This is a genomic window from Sulfurihydrogenibium sp., assembly GCF_028276765.1.
In the GTDB taxonomy this organism is placed as follows: Bacteria; Aquificota; Aquificia; order Aquificales; family Hydrogenothermaceae; genus Sulfurihydrogenibium.
This window is the reverse complement of sequence record NZ_JAPYVU010000039.1, coordinates 1-17,337: the sequence shown is the minus strand read 5'-3', so window position 1 is coordinate 17,337 and position 17,337 is coordinate 1. Positions and strand designations below refer to the sequence as shown.

The following is a 17,337-nucleotide window of genomic DNA, read 5'->3' as shown; positions in this document are numbered from 1 at the left end:
TAAAATAAAGATTAGAGTTTTGCATTTTTACCTCCTTGGTGGAATTTTTGCTATTACAATTTTAACTGCCACCAAGGAGTTTTTTTAGATGTTTTATTTATATTTGAATTTCTCACCCAAAGTGTATAAAATAAATATTGAAAAAATTTTTAAGGAGGGATTTGTCATGGTTAAAACCAATCAAAAGGGTTTCACGCTCTTGGAGCTAGCCATAGTGCTAGTGATCATCGGTATCATCTTAGGTGCCATCCTAAAGGGTCAGGAGCTTATTAACAACGCAAAAGCAAAAAGGCTCCTAAACGACACAAAAGGCTTAGCTACTCTACAGTACACATTCTACGACAGATACGGCAGATTTGCAGGAGATTGTGATAACAATGGGGCTATTGATATGTATGCAAGTGATGCTATTGTTCCTCAAAGTTTTGGTGCGACTTCTTATGGTTTTTGCTATAATCCAAATTCTCCTACAGCAGACGCTACCCCAGATCCTCAATGGAAAGAGTTAGGACAAGCACAGCTTGTTAGCTTCTCAAACGCAAGAGAAGTTGCAAGAAACCCTTACAGTGGCGCACTTTATGCTGCTTCAACACATGATAAAAATTATACATACTATAACGTAATAGTTGCTACACAAGTTCCGTGTTATGCTGCTAAAGTTGTAGACCAAGCGATTGATGGTAGTTTAGATGCAAATAATGGAAATGTAAGAATTCTCAAGGGAACCAATTTTGGTGGTGATGGTACTGGTACTGGTGATGCTACCAAACCTGCAGAATGGGATTGCGATTCAGAACAACAACTTGTAGCTTATGTGTACTTCTTTGACAGAAGACCTAACTAATAAATCAGCTTAGGGCTGTAAAAATGGCTAAGCCTTTCTCTCTACCCCTTCCTAAGTGGAAGGGGTTTTCTCCTTCTTCAAAAGAAAAGGATATAATCCTTATCTATCCAACTTCTGTATTAAAATACAGTTTATCCTTGGATAAGACCATCTCTTTAAAAAAAAAGAAGACCTAACACATCAATTTTCTGAAAACCAAGACTTATCGAAGTTTATAGACAAAGATGCTTACATTGGAGTATTTGAAGAAGAGTTTAACATTCAAAAAGTATTAGTGCCAAATCTAAAAAATAAAAAACTTATAAAAAAATTAATCTTAAAAGAAGTATATGGACAGCTAATTCCGGGTGAAAAATACACAATCAAATATCTGACTCCTGATACAAAAACTCAAGATAAAGAGTTTTTCGTTTATGTATACCAAGAAAACAAATTCTATAATCATATAAAAGATGAATCAAAGTATAAATACATAAAATTATATACACTTATACATTTTGCACTACTGCCTTATAATGGAAATAAGGATAAAGTTATACATTTTTACGCTGATAAAAACTATATATACTGTATATTTTCACACAACGGAGTTGTAAAATTTATAAGAACTGTAGCGGTTGATGTAAATTTAATAGAAAGCAGTTTTTATGAAAATCTAACGCTGACTTATAACTATATCACAAGAGCTTTTGAGACACCTGATTATGTCTTAATTTCCGGAGAAATACTAAACTATGAGAATGTTATTGAAAATTTTTATACATCTTTTTATGCCAAAATAGCATGTATAAATCCGGATTACTACAAAATAGATAGAGAGCAGCTGAATGATTTAATTATACCGGTAGGACTACTTAATCTAAATCAAAATTACGATTTTACACCTGAAAACGTAATAAAGAATGTAAATTTCGCAAAAGCTTTAGATTTTTCTTCAGTTATTTTATCCTTAGGTGTAATATACCTTTTTGTCACCAACTTAAATTTAGCTAAACAATCATTGGATAATTATTTCACAATTCAAAACTTATTAGAAGACAATAAAAATGTAGAAAATAGGCTTGAAAATATACTGAAAGAAAAAAATTTGGATTACATCAGCCAAATATTAAGTTTAGAGGAAAAAAGGTCTAATAATATATCGGCAATATATTTAATAGAAAAGTTGAAAGACTATTTAAACCTAAACTATTCTTCTTTAGACTTTTCCTATGAAAATGGCAAGGCTGTTTATAATATAACATATGAAAAAACTTTTAAAACATTAGTTGAGCTTGAAAAGTACAGCGATTCTCTGGTTAAAATTAAAGATATAACTATAAAAACCGAAAAAGATCTAAAGCAAAAAAAACTGATTGTAAAGGTAAGAATTGAAAAGCAGATTAAATAGCAGAAAAAAAATACTGCTGATTTCATTAGCGGTCTTAACCGCGGTTCAGATGCTATTGTTAAACTTTCTCGACAGATTAAATAAAAAATTAGATGAAAAACGTTTAAACTTAGAAAGGGTTAACAGGGACCTTAAAGAAAGTTTTAACTTTGCAAAAAAAATAAGATATGATTATCCAATTTATAAAAAAGATGAAGCTAAATATTTAGTGCTAAAAAAATTAGATGAATTATCAAAAAGCTGTAGCTTAGAGATTTTGGAGATAAAAGAATCAGGTTTGTCTATTACGGCCAAATTTAAAGTAACTATGGAAAATCCTAAGAGTGCTGATGTAGAAAAGATTTTAAGCCAGATAAACAGCACCTACCCTTATGTATACATTAATAAATTTGAAATAACCAACAGTAGCGATAAAGTAAACTTAAATTTAGAGGGTATGGTTGAAAATGGATTTAGCAAGTAAGTTTGACATAGGTAAAGATGGTTTTATGTTTCTTGGATTGGTTGCTTTTGCTATTATTATTAGCTATCCAATTTCTGGATATATTTCAGACAAGATAATTGAAAAAGTAGAATTTAAATCATTAAGTCAAAATTATCAAACGTATGATAAATTAAAACAAGTTTATATTTTGCAATCTAAAATAAAACCTTCTCAGTTAGATGCAAATTACATATTAAAAGTTGCCAATATACCAGCAACAAAAAACATTAAAAGCGATAGCAAAGATATAAAGCAATTGCCAGACCTAAAAGAATTGGTAAAAAAAATACCTCCCCCTAATGCTAATAATACTCTTGAAACTAATCAAATTAAATTACAGTCTATTTTTATATCTAAATTAGAGAGTTTTGTGATAATAAACAACACCATTCTTAAAGAAGGACAGCAAATTCAAAATTACAAAATTATAAAAATTTTCGAAGATAAAGTAGAACTAAAAAATATAAAGACGGGTGAAACAAGATGGTTAAAATTATTTCAGTAATATTTATTATATTTTTTATATTCATACTTTCAGTTAAAGCTGACGAGAAAGTTAATGACCCTATTGCTGATTTAATAACAAACACGACTGATGAAGAATTTATAAAAATAGCCTTCACAAAAAAAGATATTCCTAAAAAAGATATAGATAATATAAAACAGCATGTTGTTAGCTTTTCCGGTGATAATGTTCCGTTAAAAATGGTTTTATATGCTATCCTTAAAGGTACGCCTTATAATGTTATCTTTGCTCCAGATGTTGATAGTAATAAAGCAATTACGCTAAATTTCAAAGGTATAAATCTAAAAGATGCTCTTGAGACTATTATGGATGTTGCTGGTTTAAGCTACGAAGTTAGAGATAAAGTTATTTATGTTAAAGGTACGATCACGAAAATCTATAAATTGCCTTATATAAAAACTGTAACAAGTTATAACTCATCACTTGGTGGAAATGTTACCGGTGGTCAAAGGGGTGGAGCTGGTGGTGGAGTTGGTACAGGTGGTGGGGGTACTACTGGTACAGGCGGTACAACAACAGCGGGCGGTGGAATCAATGGTGAGTTCCAGGTAGATTATAGTATAGATCAGAACGATTTGTTTGCTCAAATAGAAGACAATATAAAAAATATTCTTTCAAAAAATGGAAAGTATGCTTTAAATAAAACGACCGGTGTGTTGGTAGTAGAAGATACTAAGGATAGAGTTAAGCTTGTTGAAGAGTATCTTGCAAGATTAAAAAGAGAAATTGATAAGCAAGTTTTAATAGAAGCAAAAATTCTGGAAGTTTCTTTAAGTGATAGTTATTCTTTTGGCGTGGATTGGAGTAAAATAATTATGTATCCATCGGTTGTATATTCACAAACATTAAGTCTTTCTAACTCGGTAGCATCTTTAGCGGTATTGAGAAATGGTGACATTAAAGGAGTATTAAATGCCATAGCTACGTTTGGAGATATAAAAACATTATCCAATCCAAGGGTCCTTGTGCTAAATAATCAACCTGCTATTTTAACATCTGGTAGAATTATCCCATTTTGGACAAAACAGCTTAATATAGTGGGAGCAAATATAGGCGGTACCACAACTACAGCCTATCCTGTTGCAACGTATACAAGAAGAGATATTCTTGATGGTATAACTCTTGGAGTAACTCCACACATAGAAGATGATGGTGATATAATTTTAAATATTGTCCCTATATCAACTTCTATTATAGATACTAAAAAGCTTATCGATGGTGGTCAGGTCGTGGGAGAAGCTCCTATTTTGGCAGTTAAAGAAACAGGAACTATAGTTAGAGCTAAAAGCGGTGATATAATTATCATTGGTGGATTACTTGATAAGGGAGAATCAGATACAGAAACAAAAGTTCCGGTCCTTGGAGATATTCCAGTTATAGGAAACCTATTTAAACAAAAAACTGTTTCAAAATCCAGAAAAGAACTGATCATATTCATGAAAGTAGAAAAAGTAGAAAGATTTTAGCATGACAAAATTACCTATCGGTGAACTACTTAAAAAATACGGTTTTATAAACGACCAGCATCTAAGCATAGCATTAAAAATAAAAAAGTTTAGTCCTAATAAACTGCTGGGAGAAATTCTCAGAGAGCTGTCTTTCGTTTCAACAACAGATATAGCATTTGCCTTAGCTAAGCAAAGCGGTAAAGAATACTTAAACCTCAATGAAGTAATTCCTAATCCAGAAACTTTAAAACTTATACCAAAAGATACGGCACTACAGTTTAACCTTCTTCCAATAAATCATGATGATAAAACTATTAATATTTGTCTGTCTGACCCTTATAACATAGTAGCTATCGACCTTGTTAAAAGAAGAACAAAGCTTGAACCTAACATATATGTTGGTGATGAAAACCTTATTTTAAAATCTATCCAAACATACTATTCTCTCATAGAAAATCCTTTAGAGAAACAGTTTGAAAATCTGCTATCCAAATCTCTTTCTGACGGCATTGGAAATACAGCACCTGAATTTGTGGATTTTATAATAAATAGTGGAATTATAAACAGAGCTTCGGATATACATATTACACCTGAAAACCTATCTTCTAATGTATTTTACAGAATAGATGGAATAATGCAACATTTTTACGCACTGCCGATGGATTTTCATCCATACTTAGTATCAAGAATCAAGATTCTATCAAACCTTGATATTGCTGAACAAAGGCTCCCTCAAGACGGAAGCTTTACTCATAAATTTTTGAGCGAAGAGTTTGACCTGAGGGTATCAACAGTTCCAACAGCTTTTGGCGAAAATGTTGTTTTAAGAATCCTTTCTAAGAATATATCTATTTTTAACTTAGAAAATCTTGGATTTGAAAATTTTCAGGTCAACCTGCTAAAAAAACATTTTAATAAATCTATGGGAATACTTCTTCTTACAGGACCCACAGGGTCTGGTAAAACAACTACGCTTTATTCTGCACTAAGAAGAATAAATATTCTAAACAGGAACGTCGTTACTGTTGAAGACCCAATTGAATACAAGTTTCCTTTTATAAAACAGACACAAATAAACGAAAGGGCTGGCTATACATTTTCAAGGGCTATTAGGTCTTTTCTAAGACAGGACCCTGATGTAATTCTAATAGGAGAGATTAGAGACTTAGAAACAGCAGAAATGGCAGTAAGAGCATCTATGACAGGTCATTTAGTTTTATCTACTCTTCACACGAACGATGCGGTAGGAGCAATACCAAGACTGGAAGATATAGGAATCAAGCCATTTTTAATTGCATCATCTTTAAATGCAATTGTTTCTCAAAGACTAATTAGAAAGGTATGTCCATCATGTAAAGTAGGGTATAAGATAAGCATTGAAAATTTAGCTAAAGTATTAGGACTCTCTGTAGAAACTATCAAAAAGTATGTTAAGAATGAGGAAGTCGTTATTGCTAAGGGCAAGGGTTGTTCTCACTGTAATAATACAGGATACTTAGGCAGGACAATTTTAGCCGAAATTCTGGAAATAGATGAAGAAATATCTTCAGCTATAGCTGAATCTAAAAACATAAATTACATAAAGAAATTAGCTATAGAAAAAGGCATGATTCCAATAAAAGAAATCGGTTTGATTAAAATTTTAAAACGTATAACGACGATCGAAGAGATAAATAGGGTAGTTGGATAATGCCTTACTACAACATTGAAGCAGTAGATAGAGAAGGTAATGTAATAAAAAAAGTCATAGAAGTAGAAAACGAGATAGATATAAAAGATTTACTACAAAGGGACGGATTATTCCTTGTTGATTATAAGCCGGCGTCTGATTTCATAGTTAAGTTAAAAAAAATAAATCCATTTAAAAGAAAAAAAATTAAAGCGGTTGAAATTGTTGAGTTATTTGAAAATTTACATTTGATGATAAAAGCCGGTGTCCCTGTAAGCGTAGCAATTAATGACCTTTCTAAGGAAATGCAAAATAAACATCTAAAATTTATATTGGAAGATATATACAAAATAATCACATCTGGCGGTAGTCTGTATGAAGGTTTTAGTAAATATAAAAATGTATTTGGCGATGTTATTTTAACTTTGGTAAAAGTTGGAGAAGAAACCGGAGGATTAGAAAAAGTTTTAAAAGATGCTGCTGTTTATCTAAAAAGAATCGAAGATATAAAAGCAAAAACAAAGCAAGCATTAATATATCCATCTTTTACGTTTGTTGCGGTTTTAGGTTCTATGATTTTTTGGATGGTGTATGTTTTACCAAAAATGTTAGAAGCTTTTCAAAATTTTAACATCGACCTTCCTATTACCACAAGAATTTTAATATGGATGTCTGAATTTACGCGGAAGTATATCGTATTCATTATAATCTTTATTGTTTTATTTTTTGCAGTTCTTAAAATTTTGCGAAAAAATAATAGGGAAATAAAGTTTCATACAGATAGAATATTATTAAAACTTCCCGTAATTGGAATTATTTTAACATATTTTAATTATGCATTTATTTCCGAATACATGATGCTGATGGTAAAAGCCGGAGTAAATCTTTCGAGAATATTAGAAGTTTTAGGGAATTCTCTTGGAAATGAGGTATTCAAAAGAGGTGTCATAAATGCCAGAGGTCTTATTATAGGTGGTGAGAGTCTTTCTGAAGCTTTTAGAAAACAAAATCTTTATTCTCCCATGATAATCAGGATGTTAAATGTTGGTGAAAATACAGGACAGCTTGAGGAACAATTAAGCTATATATCAAATTATTACTACGAAAAGGTTGACTATATCTCTCAAAATATTGCAAAAATGATAGAGCCGCTGCTTATTTCTTTTGTTGGTATATTCATGCTAATAATTATTTTGGGATTAATGGGTCCTATTTATAATTTAATTTCTGTTGTTGGAAAAAGCCAATAACGTGAGAGTTGAAGCTTGAGACTGTTTCAAAAATCCATATCGTCATTCTGCAGCCGGCGAAGAATAATCTCATGTTTTTTTCAAGTCAAAAAATCAAAAAGAAGATCCTTCGGTTTACAGCCTCAGGATGAAACAGAAAGGTAAGTTTAAGAAAATTTTAGAATAACCTTATTCTACAGCTGACAAAAATTTCTTATTTTTATTGAATTTTTCGTTCAAAGTGTCTATATTAATTAGAAGAAACGTTAATTATATTAGGCGTGTTTACCGCAATGGAGGGATTTGCCATGAAGCAAAATAAAGGTTTTTCTCTTTTGGAAGTAGCAATAATATTGGTTATAATTGGTGTTTTACTAAGCGGAGGAATAACTTTATTTAATATACTTATAAAAAAACAGCAAACTGAAAAGCTTAAGAATAAAGTGGATGTTGTTTATGAGAATATATTAAGTTTTGTGTCAGTAAACAAGAGATTTCCAAATAACCTAAATGACTTAAACATAGATGTGCTCGACTTTGGAACAAACAATCTTTTATATAGATCTGCAACTACAACGGATATTTGTAATGAAGCTGTAGATCATCTTCTTACTGTTGATGATAGAGTAAGCGGACGTGTTAATACTAGAGTCGCTTTTATTGTATTTTCAAGAGGAGACAATAAATGTAATCAAACAGGAGATACGAGCGGAACGAATTTTACGATAGAAAGACCGGAAAATAATGTAAACTGCCTTGACAATACACCTGGAGCATCATTGCCATACGATGACATAGTTAGATATATAACGATAGATGATTTAAGGCAACAAATTTGTAGCAGTTTTACCATTACAACGACCTCCCTGCCGGATGGTGTAATGCATCAAGCTTATCCAACCGTTCAAATAGAAGCTACCAACGGAGTTAAACCTTATACATTTAGTTTAGTATCAGGAAGTGGCAGTTTGCCACCAGGTTTGACATTAAACAGTGATGGCACTATCTCTGGCACTCCAACGCAGGCAGGTACTTATAGCTTTACTATTCAGGCTACGGACAGCGATAATAAAATCGCGACTAAGAGATTTTCCATTACAATCCAGCCAAATAAGCCGAGAATTACGACAGAGTCTTTACCATATGGACAAGTTAATCAAAGTTATTGTGCTGTAGTAACAGCATCCGGAGGAAAAACTCCTTATACCTATACAGTAAGCGGACTACCACCCGAACTACATTATGATACAAACTGCGAAAGCTGTCCGACAAACGATGAAGGAAAGTGTATAAATGGAACTCCAACCCAATCAGGCAGCTTTCCTGTCAGTGTAATCGTAACAGATAGCAACGGAGATTCAGATAGTAAGACTTTAACACTTGTAATAAATCCTGAGTTAGCAAGTGGTGGAAGTGGAAGCAGCGGTAGTGGCAGTGGAAGCGGAAGCGGTGGTGGAGGTGGAGGAGGAGGTGGGGGTAGTGGAAGTGGTAGCGACCAAGTCTGTGTTTATAATAATACAGGTGCTAAAAAAGATTTTAAACTAACAGATGGTACGTGTAAAGCAATAAACGATCAAGTTGTTGCACAATGTATACAATCAACGGATACAGGAAGGTTGTATCTCTATGCTTCATCAAGTGGAAGATGTACAGGTAGTCAATTAGGTTATACGGATTATTCGTGGGCTAAAAGTAAAGATACTAATGGTGATGGAAATGTAAACTTCGAACAGGATGGCAGTATAACAGATAGATAGATTTTTTAGAATGTGATATAATATTTATCTATCTTTTGATGGCCGGGTAGCCAAGTGGTAAGGCAGGGGACTGCAAATCCCTTATGCGTGGGTTCGATTCCCACCCCGGCCTTTTTTAATTAAGCAAGAAGATTTCATAAACTTTAATCCGTCAACCATAACTATGAGAATACTGTAAAAAATTTTTGAAAGTTTCTCTTTTCTCGTCCATCTAAAAACTTAGTCGGAAGGATTTACTCTTTTAAAAAATGAGAAAAAAATAGGCAAGAAAAATATGAGATTCTTCGCTTACACTCAGAATGACGATCAAAAGGTTGATTAATTTTTAGACCTAATTAGAATTTGGAACATCCTCATTACAACCGTATACATTCTTAAATCTATAGCCATCACAACGAATTTATAAAATCTCTTAAAATCTTTTCGTGGTCAAAGACTAATTTATCAAATGGTATTTCTTCTAATTTAAAAATCTTAGCTTCTTTTGCATCATCTTTGCCGGCTGGAGTGCCGTAAGCTTTGCAGACAAAAACTACAGATACAGTATGAAATCTTGGGTCTCTTTTTGGGTCTGAATAGACACTAAAAAGTCTAACAATTTGCACATCAAGATTCGTCTCTTCTTTCATCTCTCTGATTAAAGCATTTTCAACGCTTTCGCCAATGTCAACAAAACCACCCGGTAAGGCTAAGCCATGGGGTGGATTTTTTCTTTCGATTAATACAATTCCTTTAAAATTTTCACTCTCATCAAAAACTTTAATTATTCCATCTACCGCTACGTAAGGTGTTTGAATAGCCATTTTTATTCTCCTTTCGTTATTTGATTTGAAAATTTTTTCACCGGAGTAAAGTATAACTATATATTAACTTAGGATACACGTCGGGTGAGAAATTTAATAAAAATCATGAGATTCTTCGCTCCGTTCAGAATGAGAGTGTGGATTTTTTGAACATCCTCTCACATCTCATATCTTGTTTTCTTACTTACTTAGTGTATATATCCATTACAAACTTTATGATTTTATCTTTCAACGGTAAAGATTTCATCACTTCTTTCTTTAATTTATTAAACTCTTCTTTAAATTCTGCATACTCTGGCTCTTTTACGATAAGTTCTAATTGGTCTATCAACTCTAAAGCTTCTTTATAATTTTTATTTTCTAAAAGTTCTTTAACAGCTTTCATGATAACCGGAATGTACTGTTTTTCTATTTTGAGATTGTAATCAATCTGTAGACCTTTTATAAAATTCTCTGCTGCTTCAATATTATTGCCTTCCTTAGCTTTTTGCTTTCCTATCTCAAAGTAGTATTTTGCCATATCGATGAAATAACTAATCTCTTCCGGAACTAAAATTATTGCCTTTTTCAAATTCTCTATTGCTTCTTGATAATTTCCAAGATTTGCCAAGGCATGTGCTTTATAAACATAAGCATCTACAAAATACTTATTTTTTTCTATTGTCTTATTAAATTGCTCAATAGCTGACTGATATTTACCGGCGTTATAAAAGATTTTACCAAGAGAGTAATAGTATCTATCATCTCCTTCTTGGTGAGAAACTTTTTCGAGATATTTCATTGCTTTCTCATCATTGCCGGATACAAGCTCTATCTGTGCAAGAAGAGAATAAGCTTCTTTTAGTTTTGGATTTAATTGGATTGCTTTTTCTAAATCTTTTTTAGCTTCTTCAAACTCTCCTTTTTGTATATAAACTTTGCCTCTTTCAAAATATGCATCTGCATAATCTGGCTTTAATCTAATTGCTTCTGATAGTTCAACGATTGCGACTTCTAAACTTTCTTGATTTAGGTCATGGGTTGCAACTTTACCCCTCCAATAATGAACCTCCGGAATTTCTGGGTCTAACAAAATAGCTTCATCTAACAGAGTAATTGCCATCTCAAAATTTTCATTTTCATAATGATAAATGGCTTTGCTTAATAGATGATAAGCTTCACTTGCAACACTCATTTTAAATACCTCTAAAATTTATGATACTATTTATTATAATGCTTTTTTAAAAATAATGATGAAAAAAGTGATAAAAATCATAAAAGATAACAAATATGTAAAATTCGCTATAAAAGTATTTCTTAATCTTGCATCAGTATTTATTTTTTTATCAATCATATTCTTAATTTTTTTATATGTGATTTCTAACTATAGATTAATCCTTAATCAGTTTGGGATTTTTATAGAAGATGATTGTAATTTATCGAAAAATCAATTTTATTGTAGCTATATAAAAATAACAGATAAAAAAGAATTTGACGTTAACTTAGAAAAAGTCAGCGGGGCATTTAATCTAAAAAGTTTATTTAACACAGAACCTATCTTAGACCTTGACATTGGAAATCTAAAAGGTACATATATAAATGATTTAAAAGCTCCTCCATCTAAAAAGATTGATGGAATTTTTTACACTTACCTAATTACCAATTATGTTTCAGCAAACATAAAGAATGGTGAATTTTTAGTCAAGAACATAGAAGAAAATGCAGATTTAAACATAAAGAATTTAAGCTTGTACAATATTGATAATGATATTTATGTTAAAAATGATGTTTCTATAGATTATTTAAAGTCAGGAAAAACTTATAATTTCATCATAAAAAATCAATCAAATAATCCGGCTTTGACTGTGTATCCAAATAAACTAATTACAAAAAATATATCTATTACAACATCTTACTTTAAACCGGAAAATCCAAACTTATTAATAAAACAGTTAATTTTAAACGATGACAAAACTTTTAAAATAGATGTAAATCTTAAAGCATCAAATCTTGTTTATGAGAGTTTTAATCTTTCGAATCTTAATGTTGATTTAAACATAGAAAAAAAGAAAGATGTAAAAATCTCTTTTAATGGAAATGTTGCAAAGATATTACGCGAAAATATAAGCGTTACTAATCAAAAGTTTGATGGAGAGTTAGAATTAATTGAAAAAGACAAAAAAACTTTCTTAAAAGGTAAGTTAAAAAGCAGTATTAATAATCTGATTGCTGATAATATATCACTTGGAGAGTTGAATTTAGATTTAAAATTCGATTATGATAAATCTCAAAAAATTACTGGGAAATTAAGCTCAAATTTTGCAAATGGAAGCATTGACTTTAACGAAAAAAGACTAATTTTAGACTTAAATACTTCATCAATTAAAAATGTTTTATCTCTGTTAAAACATAAAGATGAAATTCTTAGCTCTATTGACGGCTCGGCGAGTTTAAAGATTGATTATCCGTTAGACTCTAAAATCTTAAAATTTGAAATAAAATCAAACAATCCAACATTTTTAGGCTTTAAATATGAATCTTTAAGCGGCAGTGGTAATGTAGACTTAAAAAATTATAGTATGTCATTTTCTGGAAACTCCTTTTCAAAGACTTCAAAATTAGATTTTAGCGGAAGTGTAAATCAGTTTAACTTAGAAAATCCAAACTTTAAAGTTGGTTTATCATTTGATAATGCGATTCTTGAAAATCTAATGTTTTTAAAAGATATCCCGATCAAAGGAATAGTTAATGGTAACGGTGTAATTTCCGGAAATTTAAAATCTTTTGAAATAAATCTAAATGGATTGGCTAAATCTTTTAGCTATGAAGAGATTAATCTAAACAATATTAATTATTCATTAAAATTCAAAGATAAAAATCTAACTGTAAATGGAAATTATCAAAGCAATCTTAACTATGTTGTAAATGCCGATTTGAATAAGAATAAAACAGATATAAATCTTGTGCTTAAAGATTTTGACCTATCTCCCGTATATCCATTCTTGAAAAAGCATGTTGAAATTTTAAATAGATTTAATGTGTATAAATCTTCAGGAAATATTGATATATCTATTGAAAATAAGCAGTGGAATGTAAAATTAGACTTAGAAGACATAAAAGCTCAAGAAAAGGAATTTAATATACCTTTAAACATTAAACTTTCCGGAATAATAACGGAAAAATTAAAAGATTTAAAAATAACAGCTGTGGCAAATAAGTTTAATTTTAAAGATTACTTTATAGACGATTTAAATTTAGACCTAAAACTTCTAAATGATAGGTTGAATTATTCACTGAAAATAAATTCAAGTAATCTAAATGAAAAATTCAAAAACCTTAGCCTTTTAGCAGATGGATTATATTCAATTTCAGAAAATAAGATAAATGGAAATCTGTCTTCAAGTCTAAATATTCCAAATGGTAAACTAAGCTTCAGCGGAAGAATTTCTGGCGGATTAGATAAATATGACGGTAGCTTAAAAATATCCATTTTAAAAGATGGTAAAGAAACAGTCATAAATCCAAAAATAAGTGGAGACAAAGACAAATTAGTTGCAAATATTGATGGATTAAATTATGAAATAAATAAAAGAATTAAACTAAATACTGGTGATGGAATATTAATCATAAACTTTAATAAGGATGATTTTTCAAAAAGTAGTGGAATAATAGAAATAAAAGATTTTGAAATAAAGGAAAATGAACTTCCTTTAATAAAGCTAAAGGAATTAAAAGGAATTGTTAAAGATAAAAGTATTCAGTTTTCGAACCTATACTTTGAAGGCATCGCAAAAGGCTATATAAACAAGCTCATTTATAATCTTGACAATGAAATGTTAGATATTTCAGTAAAAGGTGAACTTGATAAAAGATATATCTCTCAGTTTTTAAAGTACGTTATTTTAGACGGTAAGGTTAGTTTTGTTTATGGGTACAATGGAAAGATTGATAAGATTTTAGAAGATAGCGAATTAAATCTAATTGGTAATAATATGACCCTAAAAACTCCTTACATATCAAATATCGTGAGTATAGATAAGTTTAGTATCAAAATGAAAGATTTGTTATATATTGATATAAAGGGAGATACAAGGTCATCTTTTGGAGATAGTTATATCCAATTAAATGGGAATATAAATCCTGACACTAAGGTTGGGGCTATTAAGATAACTTCTCAGGTTCTACCGGTTAAATATCAAAACATGTTTAACGGTGTTTTAAATACAAATACAGATGTAAAAATTGAAAAAGATAAAATTCTTATAAACAGCTTAAATCAAACAACAGGAAAGATAAAAATTGAGCCTGAATTCTTTACGAAAGAATCAAAAGAAGAAAAACCTGAATTTTTGAAAAATATAAATTTAAACGTAAAAATCAATACTTTTTCTCCTATCTTTGTTGAAGGAAGCTGGGGAAAAGTTTACGCAGAAGGTAAATTAGATATCACAGGAACGGCATATAATCCTATCATAAATGGAAATATAAGAATCAATTATGGAAAGGTTGACTTTTTAAAAGTCAAATACAACGTTGATTACATTGATTTAAAAATAATAAATAATAAAGCATATGTAAACGGAAGATTATCAACGCAAGTATCCGGAACTTATATTTATGTAAATCTGTCAGGACCGGATGAAAATATAAAATATGATTTCTTCTCAACCCCACCAAAGTCAAAAGATGAAATACTTACTTTGCTATTAATAAAACAAACACCAGAACAGTTAGCATCAAGCGGTTTATTTAATATTCTTGGTGGTGTTGCAAAAATTTTATCACCGTTTAAAGAAGAAAGTGAAGAATCAGGACTGTTTGGAACAGGGTTCAATGTAAATGTTATTCCATCTTACAACCCTACACAGGGTATTACGTTTAACGTTTATGTGCAAAAATATCTTACAAGAAAAATATATATAGGCTTATCAAGACCTGTTGGAAACACTTTGAATACTTTTGGTTGGTATGAAGGTGGATATAGATTCACGGAAAGAAGTTCTTTTGTAATTAAATTCTTTGAAAACAACGCAAGGTCTGGAGAAATTACATTTACATTACCATTTGATTTTTAAAGTTGAAATTGAGTCTGCTTGTAAAAATCCGCATCAAATCCATGTCGTCATTCTGCAACCGTGCGAAGAATTTCCTACTTTTCTTTTCAAATCAAAAAATCAAAAGAGGAGATCCTTCGGACTTACGTCCTCAGGATGACGTAAAAGTAAGCTTACGAAAATTTTGGAGCACTCTTACACCATAACAAACAAATAACGATTATTAAGTTTTACAGTCAGCGAAAAATCTAATCATTTTTAGAAATTCTCACCGGATAAACATTAATTAATGATATTGATCATAGAGTTAATTTCAGAATTTAAGATATATTTATCCTAAATTAACATCAAAGGCTTGATAATGTTTGAAAAAGAAATAGAAGAACTAATTGATGAACATAAAGCAATTAATAAAGTTTTAAGAGAATTTGAAAAGAAGTTAGATAATTTTACAGTTTTAGACGCAGAAAATTTACTCAATTTTGTATTAACAGAAGTTGAAAATCATGCGATTAAAGAAGATGAGATATTCTTGCCGAAAGTCTTAAAAATTTATCCAAATTATGATGCAGAATCATTTTCTTTTGCACATTCAACTATTAGAGAGGAAGCAGATTATCTAAAACAAGCTATTAAAGATGTTAACCTTGGAAAATCTAAGGAAGACATCTTAAAGACGTATGCCAAAAAGTTGATAAGAATGATTTACGACCATTTTCTGGAGGAAGAGAATTTCTTTTTTCCAGATATAAAAAGAATCAAAGAAAAAGATGGAAAATATATCATGGAAGAAATAGATTTAAAAGAAGAAAAAGAATGGCTGTAAAGGAGATGACGTGAGTTTGATAATCTACAAACATAATTTTAATACCAAATTTTCTGATGAAAAGGTTGTCATAGAAAAAGTAGTAGATACTCAAAATGCAAGAATTTTACTATTCTTTTTAAAGAAAGGTCAGATTATAAAGTTACATCAATCACCATCTGATGTTATTTTAACTGTTTTAGAAGGTAATGGAAGGTTTTTTATTGGAAGTAAAGAAAAATACAGAGATTTAAGTCCAGGAGAGACCATACTTTACGAGCCTAATGAACCTCATGGATTTGAAGCATTAGAAAATTTAGTTGTACAAGCTATAATTACACCTATTCCAACTAAAAAGATTAGCTTGTAATGTTTTACATATCAAAGATATCAACTTACTTCTTTATATTAGGATTTTTAAATTTATTTTTATCTTTGTATTACAAATATCAAGAGAATCTTTTAAACACTGCCATTATTTCTGTATTTGGTTTTATTCTTTCAATTATATTAGGTGGACTATATCAAATATTTCCAAACTCTCAAAATGTTAAGCTTAAATATGAAAAACTTTCTTATATTGTTTTAACCCTTTTAATTTTTTCAACTGTCAGTTTTGTATTAAATCAGATTAAAATGAGCGGAATTCTAATTTTATTTGGAATTTTGATTTTCTTATTACAAATTTTTACAACTTTTAAAACCATTAAACCGCTTACTATAAGATTTATATTTGCTGGAATTTTAAATTTATTTTTCGCCAATATTATTTCTTAATCTTTATTTATATAGCAACATTTTGACTCTCAAACTTTCAATCCATACATTTACCTTAGAGTTTTATTAAACCTTGTTATTGGTGTACAATTTGCTTGGATACCGATGTTGACTATGAAAGTTTTAAATAGCGTAGTGTATAATTAATTAAAGAAAAGCAATAAAACATATGCAGAAAAAATAGGCTATTCTACAATTTTCTATTATTGGACAAAGTGTTCTTTTCAAGTCAAAAGATCAAAAGAGGAGATCCTTTGGCTTACAGCCCCAAGATGACATGGAAGGGTAAGCTTACGAGAATTTTAGAACACTCTTATACCAGTTTGAGAAAATTAAAAATTGGTTTTTGGGGAACACTCTCAATTTCTTACTCGACATATTTTTTACTTTGATTTACTAAAACCAAAATAAAACTCACTCACCATTAAGATTCATCAAATCAAAAATTTTTAAATTGTAGCTATAAAGCGTGTTTAGATAAGTCAGCTGTGCTGATTGGTAGTTATTTTCTGATTCTAATACTTCTAATGTGTTTGCTATGTTTGCTTTAAATCTTTCTGTTGATAGTCTAA

15 protein-coding genes and 1 tRNA gene are annotated in these 17,337 nt (G+C 30.3%); 13 read left to right on the top strand and 3 right to left on the bottom strand.

The window, feature by feature from the left end; genetic code table 11:
- Positions 1 to 166 precede the first annotated feature (166 nt).
- The 9 genes from Q0929_RS06890 to Q0929_RS06850 all read left to right on the top strand — a co-directional run bounded on the left by Q0929_RS06890 (position 167) and on the right by Q0929_RS06850 (position 9,459).
- On the top strand, positions 167 to 844 hold the full coding sequence (locus tag Q0929_RS06890) for a prepilin-type N-terminal cleavage/methylation domain-containing protein (protein ID WP_299239149.1): 678 nt from the start codon (positions 167 to 169) through the stop codon (positions 842 to 844).
- Between the two features lie 274 nt (positions 845 to 1,118).
- Positions 1,119 to 2,234, top strand: a complete 1,116-nt coding sequence (locus Q0929_RS06885) for a hypothetical protein (protein ID WP_299239147.1) — start codon at positions 1,119 to 1,121, stop codon at positions 2,232 to 2,234.
- Entirely contained in the window at positions 2,215 to 2,697 is a 483-nt protein-coding gene (locus Q0929_RS06880) for a hypothetical protein (RefSeq protein ID WP_299239145.1), read from the top strand. The genes Q0929_RS06885 and Q0929_RS06880 overlap by 20 nt, the downstream gene beginning before the upstream one ends.
- Entirely contained in the window at positions 2,675 to 3,223 is a 549-nt protein-coding gene (locus Q0929_RS06875; RefSeq protein WP_299239143.1) for a hypothetical protein, read from the top strand. The genes Q0929_RS06880 and Q0929_RS06875 overlap by 23 nt, the downstream gene beginning before the upstream one ends.
- Positions 3,202 to 4,710, top strand: a complete 1,509-nt coding sequence (locus Q0929_RS06870; RefSeq protein WP_299239141.1) for a secretin and TonB N-terminal domain-containing protein — start codon at positions 3,202 to 3,204, stop codon at positions 4,708 to 4,710. Before Q0929_RS06875 ends, Q0929_RS06870 begins: the two co-directional genes overlap by 22 nt.
- Before the next feature lies 1 nt (position 4,711).
- Positions 4,712 to 6,382 carry a type II/IV secretion system protein gene (locus Q0929_RS06865; protein ID WP_299239139.1) on the top strand — a complete coding sequence of 557 codons (1,671 nt, stop codon included), beginning with the start codon at positions 4,712 to 4,714 and terminating at the stop codon, positions 6,380 to 6,382.
- Complete coding sequence (locus tag Q0929_RS06860) at positions 6,382 to 7,611, top strand: type II secretion system F family protein (RefSeq protein WP_299239137.1); 1,230 nt, start codon at positions 6,382 to 6,384, stop codon at positions 7,609 to 7,611. Before Q0929_RS06865 ends, Q0929_RS06860 begins: the two co-directional genes overlap by 1 nt.
- A 287-nt stretch (positions 7,612 to 7,898) precedes the next feature.
- The gene (locus Q0929_RS06855) at positions 7,899 to 9,347 is read left to right on the top strand and encodes a putative Ig domain-containing protein (RefSeq protein WP_299239135.1); all 1,449 of its coding nucleotides are present in this window, start codon (positions 7,899 to 7,901) and stop codon (positions 9,345 to 9,347) included.
- A 40-nt stretch (positions 9,348 to 9,387) separates the two neighbouring features.
- Positions 9,388 to 9,459, top strand: a tRNA-Cys gene (locus Q0929_RS06850).
- Positions 9,460 to 9,736: 277 nt separating this feature from the next.
- Here the strand turns inward: Q0929_RS06850 and Q0929_RS06845 are convergent.
- Both Q0929_RS06845 and Q0929_RS06840 read right to left on the bottom strand, forming a co-directional pair.
- The gene (locus Q0929_RS06845; RefSeq protein ID WP_299239133.1) at positions 9,737 to 10,150 is read right to left on the bottom strand and encodes an NUDIX hydrolase; all 414 of its coding nucleotides are present in this window, start codon (positions 10,148 to 10,150) and stop codon (positions 9,737 to 9,739) included.
- 184 nt (positions 10,151 to 10,334) lie between these two features.
- Positions 10,335 to 11,324 carry a tetratricopeptide repeat protein gene (locus Q0929_RS06840; RefSeq protein WP_299239131.1) on the bottom strand — a complete coding sequence of 330 codons (990 nt, stop codon included), beginning with the start codon at positions 11,322 to 11,324 and terminating at the stop codon, positions 10,335 to 10,337.
- 67 nt (positions 11,325 to 11,391) lie between these two features.
- Between Q0929_RS06840 and Q0929_RS06835 the strand changes: the two genes are divergently transcribed.
- From Q0929_RS06835 to Q0929_RS06820, 4 genes are all read left to right on the top strand, one after another.
- Complete coding sequence (locus Q0929_RS06835) at positions 11,392 to 15,204, top strand: translocation/assembly module TamB domain-containing protein (RefSeq protein ID WP_299239129.1); 3,813 nt, start codon at positions 11,392 to 11,394, stop codon at positions 15,202 to 15,204.
- Positions 15,205 to 15,544: 340 nt separating this feature from the next.
- Positions 15,545 to 16,009, top strand: coding sequence for a hemerythrin domain-containing protein (locus tag Q0929_RS06830; RefSeq protein WP_299239127.1), 465 nt, complete (start codon positions 15,545 to 15,547; stop codon positions 16,007 to 16,009).
- Positions 16,010 to 16,019: 10 nt separating this feature from the next.
- Entirely contained in the window at positions 16,020 to 16,358 is a 339-nt protein-coding gene (locus Q0929_RS06825; protein ID WP_299239125.1) for a cupin domain-containing protein, read from the top strand.
- Entirely contained in the window at positions 16,358 to 16,765 is a 408-nt protein-coding gene (locus Q0929_RS06820; RefSeq protein WP_299239123.1) for a hypothetical protein, read from the top strand. Before Q0929_RS06825 ends, Q0929_RS06820 begins: the two co-directional genes overlap by 1 nt.
- Positions 16,766 to 17,179: 414 nt before the next feature.
- Here Q0929_RS06820 and Q0929_RS08980 read toward each other — a convergent pair.
- Positions 17,180 to 17,337, bottom strand: a 158-nt coding sequence (locus tag Q0929_RS08980) for a TolC family protein (RefSeq protein WP_343232051.1), incomplete at its 5' end; no start/stop codon positions are given.

Excerpts from the sequence above, each read along its gene's own strand:
- Q0929_RS06820 (WP_299239123.1), top strand. The coding sequence starts at position 16,358 with ATGTTTTACATATCAAAGATATCAACTTACTTCTTTATATTAGGATTT.
- Q0929_RS06855 (WP_299239135.1), top strand. The coding sequence starts at position 7,899 with ATGAAGCAAAATAAAGGTTTTTCTCTTTTGGAAGTAGCAATAATATTG.
- Q0929_RS06890 (WP_299239149.1), top strand. The coding sequence starts at position 167 with ATGGTTAAAACCAATCAAAAGGGTTTCACGCTCTTGGAGCTAGCCATA.
- Q0929_RS06840 (WP_299239131.1), bottom strand. The coding sequence starts at position 11,324 with ATGAGTGTTGCAAGTGAAGCTTATCATCTATTAAGCAAAGCCATTTAT.
- Q0929_RS06860 (WP_299239137.1), top strand. The coding sequence starts at position 6,382 with ATGCCTTACTACAACATTGAAGCAGTAGATAGAGAAGGTAATGTAATA.
- Q0929_RS06865 (WP_299239139.1), top strand. The coding sequence starts at position 4,712 with ATGACAAAATTACCTATCGGTGAACTACTTAAAAAATACGGTTTTATA.
- Q0929_RS06845 (WP_299239133.1), bottom strand. The coding sequence starts at position 10,150 with ATGGCTATTCAAACACCTTACGTAGCGGTAGATGGAATAATTAAAGTT.
- Q0929_RS06870 (WP_299239141.1), top strand. The coding sequence starts at position 3,202 with ATGGTTAAAATTATTTCAGTAATATTTATTATATTTTTTATATTCATA.
- Q0929_RS06830 (WP_299239127.1), top strand. The coding sequence starts at position 15,545 with ATGTTTGAAAAAGAAATAGAAGAACTAATTGATGAACATAAAGCAATT.